This window comes from Sphingobium sp. YBL2, from assembly GCF_000943805.1.
GTDB lineage: Bacteria > Pseudomonadota > Alphaproteobacteria > Sphingomonadales > Sphingomonadaceae > Sphingobium > Sphingobium fuliginis.
The window spans coordinates 2,970,371-2,991,697 of sequence record NZ_CP010954.1; the positions used below are offsets into that span (position 1 = coordinate 2,970,371).

20 protein-coding genes are annotated in these 21,327 nt (G+C 66.6%); 10 read left to right on the forward strand and 10 right to left on the reverse strand.

The features are described from left to right. Position 1 precedes the first annotated feature (1 nt). From TZ53_RS13695 to hflK, 5 genes are all read right to left on the reverse strand, one after another. Complete coding sequence (locus TZ53_RS13695; RefSeq protein ID WP_044661644.1) at positions 2–445, reverse strand: hypothetical protein; 444 nt, start codon at positions 443–445, stop codon at positions 2–4. 15 nt (positions 446–460) lie between these two features. Next, positions 461–2,086 carry a helicase HerA-like domain-containing protein gene (locus TZ53_RS13700; RefSeq protein WP_044661645.1) on the reverse strand — a complete coding sequence of 542 codons (1,626 nt, stop codon included), beginning with the start codon at positions 2,084–2,086 and terminating at the stop codon, positions 461–463. A 146-nt stretch (positions 2,087–2,232) separates the two neighbouring features. Beyond that, a complete protein-coding gene (locus TZ53_RS13705; RefSeq protein ID WP_025548759.1) occupies positions 2,233–3,741 on the reverse strand; it encodes a Do family serine endopeptidase in 1,509 nt (502 codons plus the stop codon). Positions 3,742–3,850: 109 nt separating this feature from the next. After that, on the reverse strand, positions 3,851–4,696 hold the full coding sequence (gene hflC / locus TZ53_RS13710) for a protease modulator HflC (RefSeq protein WP_044661646.1): 846 nt from the start codon (positions 4,694–4,696) through the stop codon (positions 3,851–3,853). Next, positions 4,696–5,823 (reverse strand): FtsH protease activity modulator HflK, encoded by a 1,128-nt coding sequence (gene hflK, locus TZ53_RS13715; RefSeq protein WP_025548756.1) that lies wholly within the window; start codon positions 5,821–5,823, stop codon positions 4,696–4,698. Before hflK ends, hflC begins: the two co-directional genes overlap by 1 nt. 334 nt (positions 5,824–6,157) lie before the next feature. Here hflK and TZ53_RS13720 point away from each other — a divergent pair, with 334 nt between their 5' ends. From TZ53_RS13720 to TZ53_RS13760, 9 genes are all read left to right on the forward strand, one after another. Further along, positions 6,158–6,925 carry an Mrp/NBP35 family ATP-binding protein gene (locus tag TZ53_RS13720; RefSeq protein ID WP_226869663.1) on the forward strand — a complete coding sequence of 256 codons (768 nt, stop codon included), beginning with the start codon at positions 6,158–6,160 and terminating at the stop codon, positions 6,923–6,925. A gap of 171 nt (positions 6,926–7,096) precedes the next feature. Further along, positions 7,097–7,525 carry a CoA-binding protein gene (locus TZ53_RS13725; RefSeq protein WP_025548752.1) on the forward strand — a complete coding sequence of 143 codons (429 nt, stop codon included), beginning with the start codon at positions 7,097–7,099 and terminating at the stop codon, positions 7,523–7,525. Positions 7,526–7,581: 56 nt separating this feature from the next. Then, entirely contained in the window at positions 7,582–9,849 is a 2,268-nt protein-coding gene (locus TZ53_RS13730) for a molybdopterin cofactor-binding domain-containing protein (protein ID WP_044661648.1), read from the forward strand. A 5-nt stretch (positions 9,850–9,854) separates the two neighbouring features. Continuing rightward, positions 9,855–10,826 carry a ferrochelatase gene (hemH, locus tag TZ53_RS13735; protein ID WP_044661649.1) on the forward strand — a complete coding sequence of 324 codons (972 nt, stop codon included), beginning with the start codon at positions 9,855–9,857 and terminating at the stop codon, positions 10,824–10,826. A gap of 36 nt (positions 10,827–10,862) precedes the next feature. Further along, positions 10,863–11,585, forward strand: coding sequence for an acetoacetyl-CoA reductase (gene phbB, locus TZ53_RS13740; RefSeq protein ID WP_025548750.1), 723 nt, complete (start codon positions 10,863–10,865; stop codon positions 11,583–11,585). After that, positions 11,585–11,860 (forward strand): ribbon-helix-helix domain-containing protein, encoded by a 276-nt coding sequence (locus TZ53_RS13745; protein WP_044661650.1) that lies wholly within the window; start codon positions 11,585–11,587, stop codon positions 11,858–11,860. The genes phbB and TZ53_RS13745 overlap by 1 nt, the downstream gene beginning before the upstream one ends. Before the next feature lie 86 nt (positions 11,861–11,946). Further along, a complete protein-coding gene (locus tag TZ53_RS13750) occupies positions 11,947–14,532 on the forward strand; it encodes a TonB-dependent receptor (RefSeq protein ID WP_044661651.1) in 2,586 nt (861 codons plus the stop codon). 175 nt (positions 14,533–14,707) lie between these two features. After that, positions 14,708–15,472, forward strand: coding sequence for an energy transducer TonB (locus TZ53_RS13755; RefSeq protein ID WP_044661652.1), 765 nt, complete (start codon positions 14,708–14,710; stop codon positions 15,470–15,472). 49 nt (positions 15,473–15,521) lie between these two features. Continuing rightward, complete coding sequence (locus TZ53_RS13760) at positions 15,522–16,205, forward strand: Fe2+-dependent dioxygenase (protein WP_044661653.1); 684 nt, start codon at positions 15,522–15,524, stop codon at positions 16,203–16,205. Positions 16,206–16,295: 90 nt separating this feature from the next. Here the strand turns inward: TZ53_RS13760 and TZ53_RS13765 are convergent, their stop codons facing one another. Genes TZ53_RS13765 through TZ53_RS13775 form a run of 3 tightly spaced genes read right to left on the reverse strand, consistent with a single transcriptional unit; the run spans position 16,296 to position 17,949 of the window. Continuing rightward, a complete protein-coding gene (locus tag TZ53_RS13765) occupies positions 16,296–16,943 on the reverse strand; it encodes a heme exporter protein CcmB (RefSeq protein WP_044661654.1) in 648 nt (215 codons plus the stop codon). After that, the gene (gene ccmA, locus TZ53_RS13770) at positions 16,940–17,545 is read right to left on the reverse strand and encodes a heme ABC exporter ATP-binding protein CcmA (protein ID WP_044661655.1); all 606 of its coding nucleotides are present in this window, start codon (positions 17,543–17,545) and stop codon (positions 16,940–16,942) included. Before ccmA ends, TZ53_RS13765 begins: the two co-directional genes overlap by 4 nt. Beyond that, positions 17,542–17,949, reverse strand: coding sequence for a metallopeptidase family protein (locus tag TZ53_RS13775; RefSeq protein ID WP_170825607.1), 408 nt, complete (start codon positions 17,947–17,949; stop codon positions 17,542–17,544). The genes ccmA and TZ53_RS13775 overlap by 4 nt, the downstream gene beginning before the upstream one ends. Before the next feature lie 104 nt (positions 17,950–18,053). Between TZ53_RS13775 and TZ53_RS13780 the strand changes: the two genes are divergently transcribed. After that, positions 18,054–18,341 carry a 4a-hydroxytetrahydrobiopterin dehydratase gene (locus TZ53_RS13780; RefSeq protein WP_044661656.1) on the forward strand — a complete coding sequence of 96 codons (288 nt, stop codon included), beginning with the start codon at positions 18,054–18,056 and terminating at the stop codon, positions 18,339–18,341. A gap of 4 nt (positions 18,342–18,345) precedes the next feature. On the opposite strand, the gene TZ53_RS13785 is transcribed toward TZ53_RS13780, so the two are convergent. Further along, entirely contained in the window at positions 18,346–18,954 is a 609-nt protein-coding gene (locus TZ53_RS13785) for a hypothetical protein (RefSeq protein ID WP_044661657.1), read from the reverse strand. Next, entirely contained in the window at positions 18,951–21,284 is a 2,334-nt protein-coding gene (locus tag TZ53_RS13790) for a patatin-like protein (protein WP_044661658.1), read from the reverse strand. Before TZ53_RS13790 ends, TZ53_RS13785 begins: the two co-directional genes overlap by 4 nt. Positions 21,285–21,327 lie beyond the last annotated feature (43 nt).

A 21,327-nucleotide genomic window follows, 5' to 3' on the forward strand; every position in this document is an offset into this window, starting at 1 on the left:
CCTATCGATCCGGCTGCAACAGGATGCCGCTTACCGATCCATTGCGCACCGAGCAGACGAAGGGCACCGACCGCCGGCCGTCGAACGGACCGACTTCGCCTTCCACTTCCCAACCGGTGGACATGGTGCTGGCGGCGATCCGTCCCAGGACCTTCGCGCCCGGTCCTGCCTCTTCCCGCGCCTTGGCCGCGCAGGCATTGCGGGCTGCCGTGGCGGTCTGGATCGGGCCGTAGCCGGGCGACACATAGGGTTGGCGTCTGGCATCGCGTTCGGCCTGACGGTCGCGGGCGATGTCGCTGGCGATGGCGGCGTCCGTGGCGCGGCGCAGGTCGCGATAATCCTGTGCATGGGCGGGCAGGGCAGGCGCCAGACCCAGGGTGCAGATGCCCAGGGTGAAGGTGCCCCGTGTGAAGATGCCTAAGGTGAAGATGATCCTCTTTCGCATGGCATGTCTCCCCGATTATTTGAACAGGCTGCCCAATATGCCGCGCACCAGTTGCCCCGCAATGCCGCCGGACCTGCGGCTGGACCCGCCGAAGACCGCCCGGCCGATTTCATTGGCGACCTGACGCCCGACGGACGAGGCGGCGGAACTGGTCGCGGACTGGATCGCCTTGTCGAAGGAGGAGGGCCTGGCGGCTTCGCGGGCGGCGGCGGCTTCCTGCCGCGCCTGTTCCTTTAGCTGGGCCTCGCGCTGCTTGGCCTCTATTTTGGCCTGGGCGGCGGCCGCCTTGTCCGCTTCGGCCTGCGCCTTGGCGGCCTGCGCGGCGGCGGCGGCGGCCTGACCCCGGGCGGCGAGGATTTCCTCGGCCGACTCCCGATCGACGGTCGCGTCATATTTGCCCGCGCAGGGCGATATGGACTGGATGATCGCCCGTTCCCTGGCATCAAGCGGGCCCAGGCGCGACCGGGGCGGGGCGATCAACGTGCGCTGGACGATGCCGGGCGAGCCGTCCTCCTGCAGCAGCGACACCAGCGCCTCGCCCACCTTGAGTTCGGTGATCGCGGTTTCGACGTTCAGGTCCGGATTGACGCGGAAGGTTTCCGCCGCTGCCTTGATCGCCTTCTGGTCGCGGGGGGTGAAGGCGCGCAGGGCGTGCTGGACCCGATTGCCAAGCTGGCCCGCCACATCTTCCGGAATGTCGATCGGGTTCTGCGTCACGAAATAGACGCCGACGCCCTTGGAACGGATCAGGCGCACCACCTGTTCGATCTTGTCGGTCAGCGCCTTGGGCGCATCGTCGAAGAGGAGATGCGCCTCGTCGAAGAAGAAGACGAGGACCGGCTTGTCCGGATCGCCCACCTCGGGCAGCGTCTCGAACAGTTCGGAGAGCAGCCAGAGCAGGAAGGTGGCGTAGAGCTTGGGGCTCTGCATCAGCCTGTCGGCGGCGAGGACGTTCACATAGCCGCGCCCCTTCTCATCGACCTTCAGCATGTCGTGAATGTCGAGCGCGGGTTCCCCGAAGAAATGGTCGCCGCCCTGGCTTTCGAGCTGGAGCAATTGCCGCTGGATCGCGCCGACGCTGGCCTTGGTCACATTGCCGTAGCGCGCGGACAGGCTGTCGGCATTTTCGGCGCAATAAGCCAGCATCGCCTGCAGGTCGCCCAGGTCGAGCAGCAGCAGCCCTTCCTCATCGGCATATTTGAAGGCGATGGAGAGCACGCCCTCCTGCGTTTCGTTGAGGTCCATCAGCCGGGAAAGCAGCAGCGGCCCCATCTCGCTGACGGTGGTGCGGACGGGATGGCCCTGCTCGCCGTACAAGTCCCAGAAGATGGCGGGATTGTCGGCATAGCTGTAATTGTCGAGGCCGATCTCCCTGGCCCGCGCCACCAGCTTGTCCGCATTTTTGGCGGTGGGGGAGCCGGCCATGGCAATGCCCGCCAGGTCGCCCTTCACGTCGGCGAGGAAGACGGGCACGCCCAGTGCGGAGAAGCTTTCGGCTATGCCCTGGAGCGTCACGGTCTTGCCCGTGCCGGTCGCGCCGGCGATCAGGCCATGGCGATTGGCCCGGCGCAGGTTCAGCGTCTGGGGGATGCCGCCGTCCTTGTCGGGCGCGCCAAGGCCGATGAAAATGCCGTCGCTCATCTCGCGTCATTCTCCCAAAAAGGTGACGGGCCGCGCCCACCGGAGTCTGCCGTCCCCTTTGTAGAGGCGAGGCAGGGCTTCCGGCAAGCGCGACCCGTAACGATCGGCTGGTTTTCAGCTCTGGGCCTGTCGTGCGGCGCGCGCGCTTATTTGTCGCGCAGCCGCACTGGCAGGAACACGGCGGGCTGGCCGCGCCGCAGCACCTGGAGCAGGATCGCGCTGCGGCCCTGCGCCGACACCGCCTTCACCTGCGCGTCGAGGTCCGCCTGGGTCGCGACGGGCCGGTTGTTCGCGGTGATGATGACGTCGCCGCGGCGCAGGCCCTTGGCGCCTGCATCGGTCGAGCCGTCGACGGCGGTGATCACGATACCCCGCGTATCGGCGGCGATGCCGAGCTGGCGGATGATGGTCGAGGTCAGCGGAATGGCCGAAATGCCCAGCGATTGCTGGCTGGCCTGGCCATTATTGGAGGGGTTCTCCTGCTGCTGGCTGAAATCCTCATCCTGGCTCTGGGCGAAGGCGTTGAGTTCGTCTTCGGACGGGCGTTCGCCCACGACGGCCGTCACCGTCTGCCGCTGCCCATTGCGCAGCAGCACGATCGGCACGCGTCCGCCGATCGGCTGGTTGGCGACGATGGACGAGAGATTCTGGTCCGGCGTCACTTCCTGGCCGGCGACGCTGACGATCACGTCGCCCGCCTTGATCCCGGCCTTGTCGGCGCCCTTGCCAGGCTCCACGCCCTGCACGAATTCGCCGCGATTCTTGGCGAGGCCAAGGGAATCGGCCAGATCCTCGCCCAGCGGGCTGATCTGAATGCCCAGATAGCCGCGCTTGACGGCCTGGCCCTTGCGCAGCGTGTCGACGATGGGCGCCGCCTGTTCCGACGGGATGGCGAAGCCGATGCCGACATTGCCGCCCGAGGGCGAAAGGATCTGGCTGTTGATGCCGATCACATTGCCGCGCATGTCGAACATCGGGCCGCCGCTATTGCCCTGGTTGATCGACGCGTCGGTCTGGATGAACTTGTCGTAGGTGCCGCCGGTGCCGCGATGCACGGCGGAAATGATGCCGGCCGTCACCGTGCCCGACAGGGCGAAGGGATTGCCGATGGCGATCACCCAGTCGCCCACGCGCGCCTTGGTGCTGTCCCCGAACTTCACGAAGGGCAGGGCTTTCCTCGGCTCGATCTTGAGCACGGCGATGTCGGTCGCGGGATCGCGGCCCACCAGCTTGGCGGGATATTCCTCGCTATTGGTCAGCGTGACGGTGATGGAATCGACGCTGGCCCCTTCGGCGCCGGCGGACACCACATGGTTGTTGGTGACGATATAGCCGTCGGCGGAGATGATGAAGCCCGACCCCAGCGATTGCGCCTGACGGGTCTGCGGCCTTCCGCCCGGAGCGCCGAACAGGTCGCCAAAGGGCGTGCCGGCGAAGGGATTCTGCACCTGCACGCGCTGCTTGGTGGAAATGTTGACCACGGCCGGTTGCAGCTTCTCGACCATGTCGGCCAGGCTTGCCGGGGCGCCGGCGGGGGCGGCGGCCTGCATGCCTTCATTCTGCGCGACCTGCGCGCCGACATTGGAACTGGTCGTGACGGCGATGGCCGTGCCGCCGAGCAGCAGGGCGCCGGTAATGGCATAAGCGTAACGCACTCGTGACGGTCCTCTCATGAACTTGCGAAGGAAAGGCGGGACTCTGCGATGAGCGGGATGCGCCGTCTTGCCTTAACCCTCATTGAATGACGCTGGTTCCGTAATGAAATCAACGCCCCTGGAACTGCTTCAGGAAATCATTGTCGCGGGAGAGGACCATGGTGGTCGACCCCTGCCGGTCCGGAGCGAAAGTATAGCGATAGGCCTGCATGGCGCGATAGAAATCGTAGAACTGGGCGTCCTTGCCGAAGCTTTCCGAATAGATGCGGGCGGCGTTGGCGTCCGCCTCCGCGCGGATGATCTGCGCCTGCTTGGCGCCCTGAGCGCGGATGGTGAGCGCTTCCTGTTCCCGCGCCGTGCGCATGCGGGTGAAGGCGCTTTCCAGCGGCGCGCCGTCGGGCAGGTCGGCCCGCTTGATCCGCACATCGACGATCTGCGCGCCATATTGCCGGGCGACGCGGTTCAGGCCCGCCTCGATATTGTCCATCACTTGGCCCCGCTCGGGGGAGAGCAGCGCCGCGAAGGGCCGCTTGCCCAGTTCGTTGCGCAGCGCGGAGCCCAATATCGGGCGCAGGGCGTCCGACACCCGCTCCTCGCTGCCCGCCGCGATATACATGCGCAGCGGATCGACGATGCGGTAACGGGCGAAGGCGTCGACCTGAAGCCGGAGCTGGTCGGTGGACAGCACCTGCTGCCGCTCCATCTCCACCGACAGGACGCGCTTGTCGATCCAGACGATCTGGTCGATGAACGGCCAGCGCAGGATGATCCCCGCGCCCGTCTTGCCGAAATCCTCGCTGGGGCGATAGCGGTTGATGATCTTCTTGGGATCGCCGAAGCGCACGATCACGCCCTGCTTGGTTTCAGGCACGATGGCGATGGTGCTGCCGATCAGCAGCAGCGCGGCGATGGCCAGCAGCGCCAGCGCGACGGGATGGCGGACGAGGTTCTGCATCACTGGCCCTCCACGGTCGCGCTGCCCTGCGCGGTGCCGCCCTGCGCCCGGCGCTTGAGTTCGGGAAGGGGCAGATAGGGCGTGACATTGCCGCTTTCGACGATGGTCTTGTCGACGTTCGACAGGACACCCTCCATGGTTTCATAATACATGCGGCGGCGGGTGACGTCGGGCGCGAGCCTGTACTGCTCATAGACCTTGTCGAAGGCGGCGGCTTCGCCCTGCGCCTTGGCGGTCACTTGCTGCGCGGCGGCGCGGGCTTCGTTGAGATAGGTCTGGGCCGTCTGCTGCGCCGCGGACACCGCCTTGAACGCATCGTTGACGGCGGTCGGCGGATCGGCCTGCTTGATCGCAACGCCCTGCACGCGGATGCCCGAGCGGTAGCCGTCCAATATCTCCTGCATTCGTTGTTCGACCTGCTGCTCGATCTCCGTGCGGCCGGCGCCCAGCGCATCCTCCAGGCTGACGCTGGCGACGACGGAGCGCATCGCGCTTTCGGCGACTTCGCGCACCGATGAGTCAGGGTCGGAAAGCTGGAACAGATAGAGTTCCGGGCTGCGGATGTTCCAGCGCACGGAATAGGCGAGGTCGATGATGTTCTGGTCGCCGGTCAGGACCAGATTCTCGCTCTCCGCCCGCGTCGAGCCGATGTCGATGGTGCGGATTTCCTCGACGTCGACGGTCGTCACATTTTCCAGCGGGGCAGGCAGCGTCAGGCTGATGCCGGGGGACAGGGTGCGGCTGTATTTGCCCAGCAGGGTGACGACGCCGCGTTCCTGCGGGCCGACCCGGTGGAAGCAGGTCAGGACCAGCCACAGCACCACCAATATGCCGATGGCGGCCGGCCACAGCGCCTTGCCGGATGGGCGGGGCGGCAGATTGCCGAAGCCGCCACCCCCCTGGCCGAAGCTTTCCTTGCTGCGGCGGAGCAGTTCCTCGATCGCGGAAGGGCCCTTGGCGCCGGGGCGTCCCGGCTGGGTCCACGGGTTGCGCGGCCCGTCGCTGCCCTTGCCTTCGCCGCCCTTGCCCTGGCCGTCATTGCCGTCCGGACCGTCGCTCTTGCCGCCCCACGGACCCTGGGCCATGGCGCTCGCTATGCCCGGCATCCACCCGAAAAATCTCTTCATGCCTTCTCTATAGGTAGGCTCTCCGGCGAAAAACAGTGCCCTTCGCAACGATTATTGTTTCGAATGATGTCGATGGCCAAGAAAAACGGCGGCCTGCCGGTTTCGCCGGACGGGGAAAGTCCCTAGATGGCCTGCCATGACCCAGCTTGAAGATTTCGCCGCTCGCCTCAAAACGCTGACCGACGGCCGCGCCAGCGCGCCGCGCCTGAAGGACGGGGTGATGTCGCTGGTGCTGGACGTGGCGGGCCTGTCGTCCGATCAGCGCGACGCCGTGGCCGCCGCGATCCGGGAGGGCGCGCTGACCGTGCCCGGCGTCGAGGATGTGCGCATCGCCATGACGGCCGAGCGCAGGCCGCTGAAGATCGTCGCCGTCGCATCGGGCAAGGGCGGGGTGGGCAAATCCACGCTGTCGGCCAATCTCGCCGTCGCGCTGCAAAGGCTGGGGGTGAAGGTCGGGCTGGTCGACGCCGATATTTACGGCCCGTCGCAGGCGCGGCTGATGGCCAGCGAGGACAGGAAGCCGCAGGCGAAGGACAAGCAGCTCATCCCGGTGCAGAGCCCCTTTGGCGTTCCGATGCTTTCCATGGGCCATCTGGTCGAGCCGGGCAAGGCGCTCGCCTGGCGCGGGCCGATGGCGGGAAATGCGCTGGCCCAGCTGATCGAGGCGGATTGGGGCGATGCGGAGCTGCTGATCGTCGACATGCCGCCGGGCACGGGCGACGTGCAGCTGTCGATGGTGCAGAAGCACAAGCCGGCCGGGGCCGTGATCGTCTCGACGCCGCAGGACCTGGCGCTGATCGACGCGGTACGCGCGGTGAGCCTGTTCGAGCAGACGCAGGTGCCGATGATCGGCCTGGTCGAGAATATGGCGGGCTATGCCTGCCCCCATTGCGGGGAAGTGTCGGACCCCTTCGGTCAGGGCGGCGCGGAAGCGGCCGCCGGGGAAATGGGGATGCCCTTCCTTGGCCGGATACCGCTCGCCATCGACATTCGCCGCCGGTCCGATGCGGGCGATCCTCCGGCGGCGGGGGACGACGCGCATGGTGTGGCTTTCCGCACGATTGCGGAGAAGGTCGTTGCGTGGCTGCGGGGTGGGCGCTGACGTCTTCACCCTGTTCCTTCTTTCGTCATCCCGGCGATAGCCGGACCTCGTGAGACTACTCCATGCCCTATCGCCTGAGATCCCGGCTTCCGTGGGGATGAAGGGGTTGGAGGGAACGGCTTGCGCCTCTCCAGCGTCCTTCCCATGTCTCGCGAATATGGAGGACCCCTCATGCCGCTTACCGATGCGCAGGATATAGCCGATCTGTTGAACGAAACCCGCACCATAGCGCTGGTCGGCATTTCCGACCGGCCCGACCGGCCGAGCTATGGCGTGATGAAGACCCTTCAGGATCACGGCTATCGCGTGCTGCCCGTCAATCCGCAGATCGCGGGCGAGCATGTCCATGGCGAATTCGTCTGGGCCAGCCTGTCCGACATCGGCGTGCCGATCGACATGGTCGACATCTTCCGCCGAAGCGACGCCGCGGGGGAGGTCGTGGACGATGCCATAGCGGCAGGGGCCAAGGCGGTCTGGATGCAGTTGGCCGTGGTCGATGAGGCCGCGGCGGCCCGGGCCGAGGCGGCCGGGCTCAAGGTGGTGATGGATCGCTGCCCCGCCATCGAGATACGCCGGCTCCAGCTCAGGCCCGTCGCCTGAACCTTCGGGCGCAATAGGGCTTTGCAGAGCTTCCAAGCCCCTCTATCAGCGATGGCATGGGGCGCGCACCGCGGAAGCAGGGTCAGCAGACGAAAAAGGGTTTGGACCGGCGCACCCTGCTGGTCGGCGGGGGTGCCACGGTGGGGCTGCTGCTGGCATGGGCCATATGGCCGCGCTCCTATCGCGCCAGTCTCAACACCGCGCCGGGCGAGACCGCGTTCAACGCTTTCCTGAAGATCGACCGGTCTGGCCAGGTCGTCGTCATCGTGCCCCAGACCGAGATGGGGCAGGGGGTCACGACCCTTCTGCCGCAGATACTGGCCGACGAACTGGGCGCGGACTGGCGGACCGTCGGCGTGCAGAGCGCGCCGATCGGGCCGCTCTACGCCAATATCCTGCTGGCGCGCGAATGGCTGGCCAATGACTGGAGCCGGCTGGCGGGCGAGGCGGGCGAATGGACCATCGATCAATATGCGACCCGCCGCGCCCTGATGCTGACGGGCGCGGGCACGTCGGTGCCGATGTTCCACCAGCCCTATCGGGAGGCAGGCGCGGCGGCGCGGGTGCTGCTGTGCAAGGCGGCGGCGGCGCGCTGGGACGTCGCCTGGGAAAGCTGCGACATCCAGAACGGCATCATTTCCGACGGCGGGCAGCGCCGGTTGAAGCTGGGCGAGGTGGTGGAGGATGCCGCGACCTTCGACCTGCCCGAGATATTGCCCTTCCGCCAGGCGGAGGTGGACCGGCTGGCGGGGCAGGAGCTTCCCCGGCTGGACACCCCGTCCAAGATCGACGGCAGCCATAATTTCGCCGCCGACATCCGCCTGCCCGACATGGTCTTCGCCTCCATCCGGCAGGGGCCGATCGGGGATGCCGTGCTGAAAAGCGTCAACGAGGGCGCGGCGAAATCCGTCACCGGCTTCCTGAAGCTGGTGCGGCGGGACCGGTGGGTCGCGGCGGTCGCCAGCAACTGGTGGGCGGCGAACAAGGCGCTCGATCTGGCCGATCCGGTCTTCGCGCTTTCCGGCAGGCCGGTGGACAGCACCGGGATGGAGGCGGCGCTGGAGCAGGCCTTTTCCGGCTCCGGCGAACGGCTCTATGCGCAGGGCGATCCGCAGCCGCTGTTCGGGGATGCGACCATCCTTGCCAGCGAATATCGGGTGCGGCCGGGCCTGCATCTGGCGCTGGAGCCGATGTGCGCCACCGCCCGGATCGGCGAGGACAGCGCGGAAATATGGATGGCGACGCAGGCGCCCGGCCTGGCCCGTGCCGCCATCGCCCGCGCGCTGGGGCTGTCGGCGGAAGCGGTGACGCTCTACCCGCTGCATGCCGGCGGAGGCTATGGCCGCCGCATGGATTTCGAGGCCGGCGTGCAGGCCGCGCTCCTCTCCCGCGAGATGGGGCGGCCGGTGCAACTGCTCTGGTCGCGGCTGGAGGATGTGATCCAGGACAGGCCCAGCGCCCCCGCCCATGCGCGCATGGCGGGCAAGCTGGGCCGCAACGGCGCGATCGAAGGCTGGTCCGCGAAGGTCGCCGCCCCCTGCGCCCTGACCCAGACATGGGCGCGCATCGCCCATGGCAAGCTGCCGCACGAGGCCGGCGCCGATGCGTCAGGCACGTCCACCCGGCTGGCGGTGGCGGGCATGGAGCTGCCCTATGCGGTGCCCAACTGGGCGGTCGATCACTTCCCCGCCGATGTCGGCCTGCCGCTGGGGTTCGCACGTGGCAACGCGCATCTGCACGGCGCCTTCTTCACCGAAAGTTTCATGGACGAGCTGGCGCATCAGGCGCAGATGGAGGCGATGTCCTTTCGTATCCAGATGCTGGGCGGCAATCCCCGGCTGGCGCATTGCCTGACCACCGTCGGCGCCATGGGCGGCTGGCAGGGCGGCATAGAAGGAAGCGGGCAGGGACTGGCGGCGCATGTGATGAACGGCGCCTTCATCGCCGTGATGGTGGAGGCGGGCATGGCGGAGGGCAAGTTGCAGGTCTCACGGATCGTCGCCGCGGTGGACGGCGGGGATCAGGTCAATCCGGACATTGCCCGGCAGCAGGTCGAAAGCGGCCTGATCCATGGGCTGGCATTCGCCATGGGGGCGTCCGTCCCCTATGCGAAGGGCATGCCGACGCGGGCGATGCTGGGCCGCATGGGTCTGCCGCGGCTGGGCGATGTCGGGGAAGTGACGGTCGAACTGATCCGCAGCACCGCGCCTCCCGCCGGGCTGACAGACCTGGGCGCGCCGCTGGTGGCGCCCGCCGTCGCCAATGCGCTGTTCACCACGGCGGGGCGGCGTTTCCGCACCCTGCCCCTGCTGATGGAAGGGTGAAATTCTTGGGCAAGATCGGCCTTCTCCTCATCAATCTGGGCACGCCCGACGGTCCCGACCCGGCATCGGTGCGGCGCTATCTGGCCGAATTCCTTTCCGACCGGCGCGTCGTGGAAATTCCGCAACTGCTGTGGCAGCCGATCCTGCGCGGCCCGATCCTGCTGACCCGTCCGAAGAAATCCGCCCATGCCTATCGGCAGGTGTGGATGAAGGAGGGATCGCCGCTCGCCGTCTATACGCGCGACGCCGCCCGCGGGCTTCAGGAGCGGATGGGCGCCGGCGCGATGGTCGATTGGGCGATGCGCTATGGCAATCCGGCGATCGGCGCGCGGCTGGAGGCGATGGTCGCCGCAGGGTGCGACCGCATCCTGCTGGCTCCGCTCTATCCCCAATATTGCGCGGCGACGACGGCCACCGCGCTCGATGCCGCCTATGCGGCTCTGGCGAAGATGCGGGCGCAGCCGGCGATCCGCACGCTGCCGCCCTATCATGCCGATCCCGCCTATATCGAGGCGCTGCGCGCATCGACCCAGGCGCAGCTCGCCAACCTGGATTTCGCGCCGGACCTGCTGATCGCCAGCTTCCACGGCATGCCGGAGCGAACGCGGCAATTGGGCGATCCCTATCGCGACCAGTGCGTCGAAAGCGCAAGGCTGCTGGGCGAGGCTCTGGGGCGGGAGGTCCGGGTCACCTTCCAATCGCGTTTCGGCCCCGCGAAATGGCTGGGCCCGGCAACCGATGCGGTGCTGCGGCAGCTCCCTTCGGAAAATGTCCGGAATGTTGCCGTCCTGACCCCCGGCTTCTCGGCGGATTGCCTGGAAACCCTAGAGGAAATCGCCATTCGCGGCAAAGAGGATTTTATCGCTTCCGGTGGCAATAATTTTGTCCATTTGAGTTGTTTGAACGCCTCCCCGGACGCTATGAATCTGTACGAGACTCTGGCCCGTCGCGAACTGGCCGGCTGGTTGGAGAGGTAAGTTTCGTCCCGTCAATATTCTTTGAGGAGAGCCACTATGAGCAAGGTTGCAGTCGTCACGGGCGGAACGCGGGGAATTGGCGAGGCGATCAGCCTGGCGCTCAAGGAGATGGGGTTCACGGTCGCCGCCAACTATGCCGGCAACGACGCCAAGGCGCAGGCCTTTTCGGACAAGACGGGCATAGCGTCCTTCAAATGGGACGTGGGCGATCACCAGGCCTGTCTGGACGGTTGCGCGCAGGTGGCCGAGGCGCTGGGGCCGATCGACGTCGTCGTCAACAATGCGGGCATCACCCGCGACGGCGTGCTGGCGAAGATGAGCTTCGACGACTGGAACGAGGTGATGCGCATCAATCTGGGCGGTTGCTTCAACATGGCCAAGGCGACCTTCGGCGGGATGCGGGAGCGCGGCTGGGGCCGTTTCGTCAATATCGGATCGATCAACGGGCAGGCGGGCCAATATGGCCAGGTCAACTATGCGGCCGCCAAGTCCGGCATCCATGGCTTCACCAAGGCGCTGGCGCAGGAAGGCGCGAAATATGGCGTCACCGTCAATGCGATCGCGCCGGGCTATATCGACACCGACATGGTCGCGGCGGTGCCGCAGGCGGTGCTGGAAAAGATCGTCGCCAAGATCCCGGTCGGCCGTCTGGGCCATGCCGATGAGATCGCCCGCGGCGTCGCCTTCTTCTGCAGCGAGGAGGCGGGCTTCGTGACCGGCAGCACGCTGTCGATCAACGGCGGCCAGCATATGTACTGATGGAAGGCGAGGGGCCTTCCATTGACGCTTCGGCGCCGGCGGCATCGCCCTTCGCTCCGCCCGTCAAGCGCAGCGTGACGATTGCGGGCCATCAGACCGCGATCAGCCTGGAACCGATATTCTGGCAAGCCCTGCGCGCGGCCGCCCTGCGGGAGGGTTTGCCCGTCAACGCCTTGATCGCGCGCATCGATGTCGCGCGCATGGCTGCGGCCGATCCGCCCAATCTGGCGAGCGCGATAAGATGCTGGCTTTTCAACGATAATATACGATCATAAAATAATAATTACTCGCAATAGCGTTGACTCTGCGAACAAGTCGCAATAGCAGACCCCTCAAGGTTCAAGAAAGGGGTTCTGTTTCCATGTCCAAAGCACTGTCACGACCGTCCTTCCTGGCGCTGAGTTGCGTCGGCGCGATTGCCTTTGCCTCGTCCGCGCAGGCGCAGGCGCAGGCGCAGGCGCAGGCGCAGGATGCAGCGCAGGGCGCCAAGCTTGGCGGGATGACGGTCACCGACACGGCGATCGAGGAATCGCCCATCAAGGTCGAAAAGGCGGAATCGCCCAAATATACCCGGCCGCTGCTCGATACGCCGCAGACCATCACGGTGATCGGCAAGGAAACCATCCAGCAGCAGAACCTGCTGACCCTGCGCGACGTGCTGTCGACCGTTCCCGGCATCACCTTCGGCGCGGGCGAGGGCGGCTTCGGCTATGGCGACCGCATCATCCTGCGCGGGCAGGACGCGAAGAACGACGTCACGGTCGACGGCGTGCGTTCCGGCGCGTTCCTGAACCGCAACGAAGTCTATAATATCGAGCAGGTCGAAGTCACCAACGGCGCCAATTCGGTCATGAACGGCGGCGGTTCGGTCGCTGGCACGATCAACCTGGTGACGAAGCGTCCGCTGGCCGACGACAAGACGATCCTGAACGCCGGGATCGGCACGGACAATTATTATCGGGCGACCATCGACGCGAACAAGCGCGTCAACGACCTGATCGCCGTGCGCCTCAACGCCGTCTATCACCGCAACGATGTGCCGGGCCGCGATGTCGAGGATTATGAGCGCTGGGGCGTGGCGCCCGCGATCACCATCGGCATCGACAGCCCCACCAGCCTGACGCTGCAGGGCGAATATCTGGATGACAAGGCGATGCCGCAATATGGCATCCGCTACTTCCCGGCGCTGGGGGGCATCGTCGACCAGTTCGACCGGTCGGGCTATTACGGCTTCGCCAATATCGACCGCCAGGACAGCAAGACCAAGTCGCTGCAGGCGATCTTCAGCCATGCCTTCAGCGATACGGTCAAGGTCCGCAACCTGACGCGGTACGAACATATCCGCCAGGATACGGTGACCAGCCAGCCGAACGGCGTCTTCTGCCTCGACAACGGAACGGCGGGCGGCTTCAATCCGGACACCGGCGGCGCATGCACCCAGCGCATCGGCACGACCGCCGCCGGCGAAACGCTCACCATTCCGGTCGGCTATTACCTGCCGATCGGCGGCCGCGGCAACCAGCGCTTCATCACCAATGAAACCGCCTATAACCAGATCGACCTCAGCGCCGATTTCGGCACCGGCGGCATCGGCCATACGCTGGTCGTCGGCGGTTCGGCCCTGTGGGAGCGCTACGACCAGTTGCAGGGCAGCCTGGGCCGCAGCGCCAACGGATTCGATCCCTATGCCGCGCCTTTCACCGCGCCTGCCACCGGCGCCGGCGCCGCCAATCCGGCCTATAGCGCCGCCGCCAGCCTTGGTTTCTACCTGCCGCTGGTGAACATCGCCGATCCGTCGTCCGGCATCGTCGGCCCGGCGGCCACCACCGGCCTAGCCCGCGTCTATGGCAGCAACAATTATGTCGGGCCGGTCAACTTCATCCTGGGCACGCATAATGTCGGGGAACAGACCAGCTATGCCGCCTATCTGTTCGATACGATGAAGTTCACCGACTGGTTCGAGATCAACGGCGGCGTCCGCTATGAGAAGGTCAAGGGCTTCAACCGCACCTTCACCTACAACACGACGGGCGGTTCGGCGCAGCTTGGCCAGATCAGCACGGTCGGCACTCGGCTGGAGGTGGACGACAATCTCTTTTCCTTCCGCATCGGCGCGGTCGTGAAGCCGACGCCGGACACCAGCCTTTATGTCGCTTTCGGCAACTCCAAGCTGCCGTCCAAATCGTCGGTCGACGGAAGCTGCACCGCGGACAATGCCGCGGGCGGCAGCGGCACCTGCAATGTCAGGCCGGAAACCACGAAGAATTACGAGATCGGCGCCAAGGCCGACCTGTTCGACAAGCAGTTGCTGCTGACACTCGCGCTGTTCCGCAACGACCGCAACCAGATCAAGGTGGTGTCGGGCGATCCGCTGCTGCCCGATCAGGCGACGGACGGCCGCCAGCGGGTGGAGGGCGTGTCCTTCGGCGCGTCGGGCAACATCACCAGCAACTGGACGATTTCCGCCAACTACATGTATCTCAAGAGCAAGATCAAGCAGGGCGTTTCCGACTATTGCCTCGCTCATCCGGGCGCGACCGACCCGGCCGCCGGCACCTGCGCCAACAGCACGACCTTCCTTGATCCGACGGCTGGTTACGCGCTGACCAATACCCCGAAGCATTCGGGCAGTCTGTTCACGACCTACCGCTTCGGCTTCGGCCTGGAACTGGGCTATGGCCTGACCTATCAGGGCAGCTTCCTGCTGAACCAGCCGTCGCTCGCCCAACTGGTCGCCAACAGCTATGTCGGCTACCGGGTGCCAAGCTACACGATCCACCGTTTCATGGCCTCCTACCCGATCACGGAGAATCTGAAGGCGCAGGTGAATGTGCAGAACTTCACCAATGAGAAATATGTGACGACGGTGCGCAACAACATCAATAACAGCTGGGCGCAGCCTGCCCCGACCCGGTCGGCGGTGTTCAGCCTCAACTATATGTTCTGACCGATCCCTATCCCCCGGCACTCGTCCCTTGCCGGGGGAAACGGGCGGGTGGCGATGCACTCCTATCCTCCTCGGGTCGCCACCCGTACGGTCCCATGGTAAAGATGCGATTGAGTAGCATTAGGATTCGCGTTATGGACCGGTTTCGCCGGCAGGGCGGCAAAGGGGATCTGGCATGCTTCGCGTAGCAGATGGATATGTTGAAGAGGCGGCGGATGACGCGATCGTCCCATCCCCCGCCGTTCCGCTCTCCGTCCCCAGCGCACCCGTTCGATTCGAGGCTGCTCCCGCCCGCTACGGCGCGCGGCGTGGGCCGAATGTTCCAGCCATTCTTGTTATCATCCTGCTTCATGCCGTCCTTATCGCCGCGCTGGTCCAGGTCCGGCATCATGCGCAGCGCGTGCGAGAGGCGCGCCTGTCGGTCGTGAACCTCATGCCACCGCCTCCTCCGCCTCCATCCGCGGAGGCCCCGCCACCCCCGCCGCAGACCAAGATCGTCGCGCCGCCGCCATTGGTGAAAGTGCCCCAGCCGCCGGCGCCGGCCGTGGCGACCACGCCCGAGATCGTGCCGCCTGCGCCGCCTGCTCCTCCCGTCGCGCTTTCCTCACCCCCCGCGCCGCCCGCCGCATCCATGGGATCGAGCCTGGTCCAGGGCGGCGACCTGGGCGCGCAGATGATCGCCGGCAAGCCGCCCCGCTATCCGGTGGAGAGCCGTCGCAGGCGCGAACAGGGGACCGTCGTTCTCGCTCTGACGCTGGGTCTGGATGGCGCGGTGGAGAATCTCTCCATCGCGCAGAGCAGCGGTTTTCCCCGGCTCGACAATGCGGCGCGCGACGCGGTGCGCGGCTGGCGCTGGAAACCCGTGCTGCGCGATGGCCAGGCGGTTCGGGTCAAGGGCGTGGTCGAAATTCCCTTCGTCCTGCGCGGCGGGGCGGCGTGACGGCAATGGGCCGCTTCCGCTTCATCCGTGCCTGTCCAGGTTCATCGGCATGCTGACCGTCATCCCCGAACTGCTGGATGGCCAGGCCGTCGCCCGGGTCCGCGCGCTGATCGACGCGGCGCAGTGGGTCGACGGCAATGTCACCTCCGGCCACCAGTCCGCGCTCGCCAAGCGCAACCTGCAACTGCCGGAGGATTGCGCCGAAGCGAAGCAGGCAGGGCAGATCGTGCTGGATGCTCTGGGCCGCTCGCCCCTGTTCATTGCCGCCGCGTTGCCGCTCAAGGTCTTCCCGCCGCTGTTCAACAGCTATGCGGGCGGTCAGGCCTTCGGCACCCATGTGGACAATGCAGTGCGGATGCAGGCCGGCACGGGCTTTCGCGTGCGCTCGGACCTGTCGATCACCGTCTTCCTGGAGGAGCCCGGCAGCTATGACGGCGGCGAACTGACGGTCGAGACCAATTTCGGCGTGCAGCAGGTGAAGCTGCCGGCCGGCCATGCGGTGCTCTATCCGTCATCGTCGCTGCATCGGGTGGAACCGGTGACGCGGGGGCGGCGGGTGGCCAGCTTCTTCTGGCTACAATCCATGGTGCGGGACGATGCCGCGCGGCAGATGCTCTTCGATCTCGACAGCAGCGTTCAGGCGCTGGCGGGCGAACTGGGCCATGACAATGCGCAGGTCATCCGGTTGACCGGCGTGTATCACAATCTGCTGCGGCGATGGGCCGACGCTTGATCTTGTGGGATATTGGGCAATGGCGGATGTCAATGCTTCGCGTCCCCTTCAGGGGAGGGGCTTATGGCAAGAAACCACCCAACCCGTCTCTCACTCCCGCCCGGCGCGGATTGCCGCGCCGCCGGCAAAGGGGGTGATCGCGACCAGCAGCAGGGACGCTGCGCCCAGGAACTTGAGCGCTGCGCCGCTTCCGTCGCCCAGCGTCCCGGCGCCGAAGATCAGCAGCGGCACGGCGAGCGGCAGGGCCAGTAGTCCGGCCAGCGCCCCGCTGGAGCGCAGGCCTGCCGTCAGCGTCGCCACCAGCAGCCCCAGCGCCGCAAGGGCGGGCGTGCCGATCAGCAATCCGGCTTCCAGCAAGCCTATGGTCGCCCCGTCCAGCTTCAACAGTGCGGCGGCGGGCAGGGTGGCGATCATCAGCGCCGGGCCGAAGCCCAGCCAATGGGCGATCAGCCGGGCGAGTATGACCGTCTCCTCCCCGATTCCGCGCAGGGCTATCTGATCGAGAACGCCCGCATCCCGATCCGGCGCCACCAGCCGGTCCACGGGCAAAAGACTGGCCAGCAACGCCGCGATCCACAGCATGCCGCCGCCGCTCCGCTGCAGCAGCGCCGCGTCCGGCCCCACGGCAAAGGGGTAGAGGCTGGCCACCAGCAACAGGAAGGCGACCGGCAGCCACAGCCCGGCGGATTGCCAGGACTGCCGCAAATCCCGCGCCGCGAGCGTCAGGAGGATGGTCATGCCTCCTCCTCCGCCCATGCATGGTCCTGCATCGCCACGATCACCGGCGTCGCCAGCGGCAGCGGCTGGTGCGACGCCGCCACGACGATCCCGCCCTTGGCCAGATGCCCCGCAACCGCCGTTCCGAGCAGGTCCAGTGCCGCTTCGTCCAGCCCGTTGCCCGGCTCGTCCAGCAGCCAGATCGGCGCGCCGCTGGCGATCACCCGTGCCAGCGCAGCCCGCTTGCGCTGCCCGGTCGACAGCATGCGCACCGGCACCTGGCGGAGGGGCTCCAGCGCCATTGCCGCTATCGCCGCGTCCAGTGCGTCCGACGCCACTGCATCCAACCGCGTCCAGAAACGGAGCGCCGCTTCGAGCGGTTGCTCCATGTCCAACGCCAGCCGCTCGTCCGCCAGCGCGATCCGGCCATGGCGATCGACCGTCCCCGCCGTTGCCCGCAGCAGCCCGGCGCAAATCCGCATCAGGCTGGACTTGCCGATGCCGTTCGGCCCCTTCAGCAAGGCGCTGCCGCCCGGCTCCATCGCCAGGTCGACGCCGCGGAACAGCAGCCGCCCGCCGCGCGCGCAGGCGACGCCCGACAGGTGCAATCCCGCCCGGCTCATAGAGTGACCATGTCCTCCAGCACATGCATGTCGAGGTCGGACAGGCCGAAATGATGGCCGATCTCATGCACGACGACATGGGTGATCAGCATGTCGAGCGGCACGCCGGTTTCCACCCATTCGTCCAGCAGCGGGCGGCGGAAAAGATGGACCGTCGGCGGCAGGTCTCCGCTCTGCGCCGCTTCCCCGACGGGCCGGCCGGTGTAAAGGCCGGTCAGGCCGAAGGGATCGTCGATCTCCATTTCCTTGAGCACCTGCGGATCGGCAAATTCCTCGACAAACAGCACGACATTCGACAGGTGCGAACGAAACGGTTCCGGCAGGCGCGACAGGGCCGCCAGCGCCAGGCTTTCTATATCCTCGCGCGTCGGCGCAAATCGGGGCTGTTGACCGGCATCGTCCATGGGAGAGACATAAAGCATGTTCCGAATCGTCTGCAAACCGCCGACGCTTGGGAAAATGAGTTAACGCCGCCAGGAATCGGCCGGGCAAGGGACGGGAAAGACAAATGATCGCGAAACTGGATGGGGAGGAACGCGCGCTGGCGCTGAGGAATCTGCCGGAATGGGCGCCGGTGCAGGATCCGGACGGCATCCGCCGCCTTTTCACCTTCAAGGATTTCAACGCCGCCTTCGGCTTCATGACGCGGGTGGCGCTGCTTGCGGAAAAGGCGGATCATCATCCCGAATGGTCGAATGTCTACAACCGCGTCGACATCCTGCTCACCTCCCATGATGCCGGCGGCCTGTCGCGCCGGGACATCGAACTCGCCGCCCAGATCGACGCCCTTTCATAAGGCCCTATTGCGACGCATTTCCTTCGATCCGGTCATCATAGCCGCTGAGCGCCGAGATGACCGCCGGGACATGGGCATAGCGGTGGCGCAGCAGCGCCAGCCGCGCATCGGTGCCGGTGCAGAGCGCCGCGATATTGTCCTGCAAATAGGCCAGCCGCTCCGGATCATAGGCTTCCTCGCCCCGGAAATGGTCGCAACTGTCGCGGTCGACCATGTAGCGCGTCACCTCATCGGGAAAGGGCTGGATGTCGGCCGCGCCGTCCGATGGCGGCAGGTCGGGGACATAGGGGGGCGGCGGGATGTTGACCACCGAAGGCTTCATCGGCAGCAGCCGCAATGGCACGGCGCTCGTCGGGTCGGCGTCCGCCTGCCGTCCGGCGCCTTTTCCGCCGGGGCGCGAAGGCGCGGCAGCGAGGGCGGAAGATGCAGGAAGCGTCTCCGCCGCCTCTTCCCGGCGCAAAGGCATGTCGGGTAGCGCGAGGGAACCGAGGACGTCACGCGGCTCGCCGGGCCGTTCCCCCGCCTTTGCGCTCGTCTGTCCATCGGAGCCAGGAGAACAACCGGCGGCCAGTGCCAGCACCAGCATCGGAAACAGCGTCTTGCCTGCGTTCACCCGATCTCCTCTCTCAAGCTGGCGATCAGGTCGGCGGCATGGTCCAGCCGCTCCTCCTCCTCATCCAGAATCGCCATGAAAGCGGTTCGCCTATATTGATGCACCGCTTCCTGGGAAAGACGGCTTGCCGCGGGACATGCAGAAATCACGATGTCCAGCAGCCGCTCCACCCCATGAAGCCGCCCCCACAGATAGTCGTTCTCCCGATAGGCGCGGCTGAAGAAAGCGCCGAAATTATTGAATTCTACGCCTTTCAGCGTCGCTTCCGCCCCGCCGGAGCGGATCGCGCTGCAATCCTCCGGCGAGATGCGGTCGACCTTGACCGGATCATATTCGTCCATCCCATGCCCTTGCAGCAGCGGCAGGGTGGCGATGTCGTAAAAGGGGAAGCCGAGATAGGCGAGCAGCATGGTCCGACGCGCCGCCCTGGGCAGCGCCGCCAGGGCATCGGCCAGCATCATGTCCGCCGCTTCGTCCCGTTCGCGCAGGCCGCGTAGCTGCGCCACCGCCTCCAGCGCTGCGCCGGGATCATTGGGGACTTCGCGCGCCGCCGCCTTGATTTCCCCATTGTAGAAGTCGGCGCCCTCGCATTCGGTATAGTGCGACAGGGCGGCGTAGATGGCGTCGTGCATCTTCTGGATGACGGCGTCGTCCGCGGCGCCCTCCACCTCCAGCGTTTCGGCCAGACGCCGGGCGAGGAAGCGCAGGCGGCGAATCCGGAAGGTCAGGTCATGCTGGCGGAAGAAGCCGACCGGGGCGGATGCGGGTCCGACATCCTCCGTCAACTGGTCCGCGCCGATCGACCTGACATGGCCCCATAGCGCCTGGCGGTAGCTTTCGCGCATCAGCGGGCTTTCCTCCCCGCTCAGGTGGAACAGCAGGTCGGCCAGGTCCTCGACGATGCCGGACAGCTTGAGGTGGCCGTAAGCGGGGAAGGCGAAGCCGGCGGAACTGGCGGCCCGTTGCTGGGCCTTGCTGCGCCAGGCGGACAGCCGCGCCGGCGTCGGTCGATCCAGGAACAGCATGCCGCCGATGGCGCTTTCGACCTCCGCCTCTATGCCGGGCCGCAGAGCGGTCAATATGCGCGCCATGCGCCGGATGCGGGCGCTGTGCCGATCTATGGCGTCCAGATTGTCGCGGATCGGCTGTTCGCGGGGAATGTCGCTGAGCGCGCCGAAAATGGTGCGGAAGAAGCCCGGCAGCGGCGCATCCTCGCCCGATGAGGCTTCCTCCGCCTCGCCGTGGCGGTTGAGCTGGATCGAGCGATGGCCGGGCTTGGGATCGATATAGACGAAGCGCCGGTCGACCTCCCGCCGGGAGGGGCGGTTCCTGAGCGCGCCGATGGCCTGGGCGAACGGGGCGTTGGCCAGCACCGAGCCGTCGATCAGCACCGCGTCCTCGGCGCGTCCGCGCGCCGCATGGCGGGGAAGGGCGCGCGCCAGAAAGGCGTCCCGCGTCGGCCAGGCGCGATGGCGGCGTTTCAGCACCCGGTCCAGCTCGCGCACGGTGAAGGGCGGAAAGGCGCCGGGAAAGCTGGCCGTGGCGCGGGCGGCGAAGACCAGTTCGGCGGGATCGGCAAGGTTGCGCTGTCCATGCCCGCGGGCGCGAAAGCCGATGGAGAGCCGATGTTCCGTCTCCACCACCTGTGGGGGGCTGTTGAGGTTCAGGCTCTGCGGATGCCCTTCGAAATCCGTGACGGTGACGAACAGGTCCAGCGGATGGCCGGGCGGCAGCAGCGCCGGGCCGCGCCCGGTCGCCTCCATCGCGTCGAAGGCGTCCAGGATCATGGCCGTGAAGATTTCCCCGCCGAAGGGAGGCTCGAACCAGCGGGAGCGGATGAAGTGCGACAGCTTGTGCCGAACCTCCTCCCGCGTATCGGGGGCGACGGTGCGCTCGACCGTGTCTCCCGGATGCCGCGCCGCCATCCACACAAGCGGCGTCGCCCAGAATTTGGTGATCCGCCGGGCGGGGCGGGCATCGGGATCGAGCAGCTTTTCGACATCGGCATTGTCGAGCCACATATCGGTCAGCGGGTCCAGCGACTGGCCAGTCTCTATCGCCTGCGCCAGGAAGATGCCGTTGATGCCGCCGGCGCTGGCCCCGGCGATGATGTCGGGCATCACCCGCAATTTGACGCCGCAGGCCGTTTCCAGATCCTCCAGCAGCTTGCGATAGACCGCCTCGCTGCTGTTGCCGGACGGCACGCCGTCATGGAACGCCCGGCTGGCCCGGGCCAGATGCCAGATTTCCTTGGTGATGCCGTGCATGTAGACGGCCAGGCTGATCCCACCATAGCAGACCAGTGCGAGCCTGAGTTCCCGCTCTTTCATGGGGTTGAGAGTTGCAGAGCAAGGGGGGCTTGTCGAGGGGGTG

Excerpts from the sequence above, each read along its gene's own strand:
- TZ53_RS13745 (WP_044661650.1), top strand. The coding sequence starts at position 11,585 with ATGGAAGGCGAGGGGCCTTCCATTGACGCTTCGGCGCCGGCGGCATCG.
- TZ53_RS13775 (WP_170825607.1), bottom strand. The coding sequence starts at position 17,949 with ATGGACGATGCCGGTCAACAGCCCCGATTTGCGCCGACGCGCGAGGAT.
- TZ53_RS13720 (WP_226869663.1), top strand. The coding sequence starts at position 6,158 with ATGACGGCCGAGCGCAGGCCGCTGAAGATCGTCGCCGTCGCATCGGGC.
- TZ53_RS13790 (WP_044661658.1), bottom strand. The coding sequence starts at position 21,284 with ATGAAAGAGCGGGAACTCAGGCTCGCACTGGTCTGCTATGGTGGGATC.
- TZ53_RS13760 (WP_044661653.1), top strand. The coding sequence starts at position 15,522 with ATGCTGACCGTCATCCCCGAACTGCTGGATGGCCAGGCCGTCGCCCGG.
- TZ53_RS13700 (WP_044661645.1), bottom strand. The coding sequence starts at position 2,086 with ATGAGCGACGGCATTTTCATCGGCCTTGGCGCGCCCGACAAGGACGGC.
- TZ53_RS13765 (WP_044661654.1), bottom strand. The coding sequence starts at position 16,943 with ATGACCATCCTCCTGACGCTCGCGGCGCGGGATTTGCGGCAGTCCTGG.
- TZ53_RS13780 (WP_044661656.1), top strand. The coding sequence starts at position 18,054 with ATGATCGCGAAACTGGATGGGGAGGAACGCGCGCTGGCGCTGAGGAAT.
- TZ53_RS13750 (WP_044661651.1), top strand. The coding sequence starts at position 11,947 with ATGTCCAAAGCACTGTCACGACCGTCCTTCCTGGCGCTGAGTTGCGTC.
- TZ53_RS13730 (WP_044661648.1), top strand. The coding sequence starts at position 7,582 with ATGGGGCGCGCACCGCGGAAGCAGGGTCAGCAGACGAAAAAGGGTTTG.
- TZ53_RS13755 (WP_044661652.1), top strand. The coding sequence starts at position 14,708 with ATGCTTCGCGTAGCAGATGGATATGTTGAAGAGGCGGCGGATGACGCG.
- TZ53_RS13695 (WP_044661644.1), bottom strand. The coding sequence starts at position 445 with ATGCGAAAGAGGATCATCTTCACCTTAGGCATCTTCACACGGGGCACC.
- ccmA (WP_044661655.1), bottom strand. The coding sequence starts at position 17,545 with ATGAGCCGGGCGGGATTGCACCTGTCGGGCGTCGCCTGCGCGCGCGGC.
- TZ53_RS13725 (WP_025548752.1), top strand. The coding sequence starts at position 7,097 with ATGCCGCTTACCGATGCGCAGGATATAGCCGATCTGTTGAACGAAACC.
- hflC (WP_044661646.1), bottom strand. The coding sequence starts at position 4,696 with ATGCAGAACCTCGTCCGCCATCCCGTCGCGCTGGCGCTGCTGGCCATC.
- phbB (WP_025548750.1), top strand. The coding sequence starts at position 10,863 with ATGAGCAAGGTTGCAGTCGTCACGGGCGGAACGCGGGGAATTGGCGAG.
- hflK (WP_025548756.1), bottom strand. The coding sequence starts at position 5,823 with ATGAAGAGATTTTTCGGGTGGATGCCGGGCATAGCGAGCGCCATGGCC.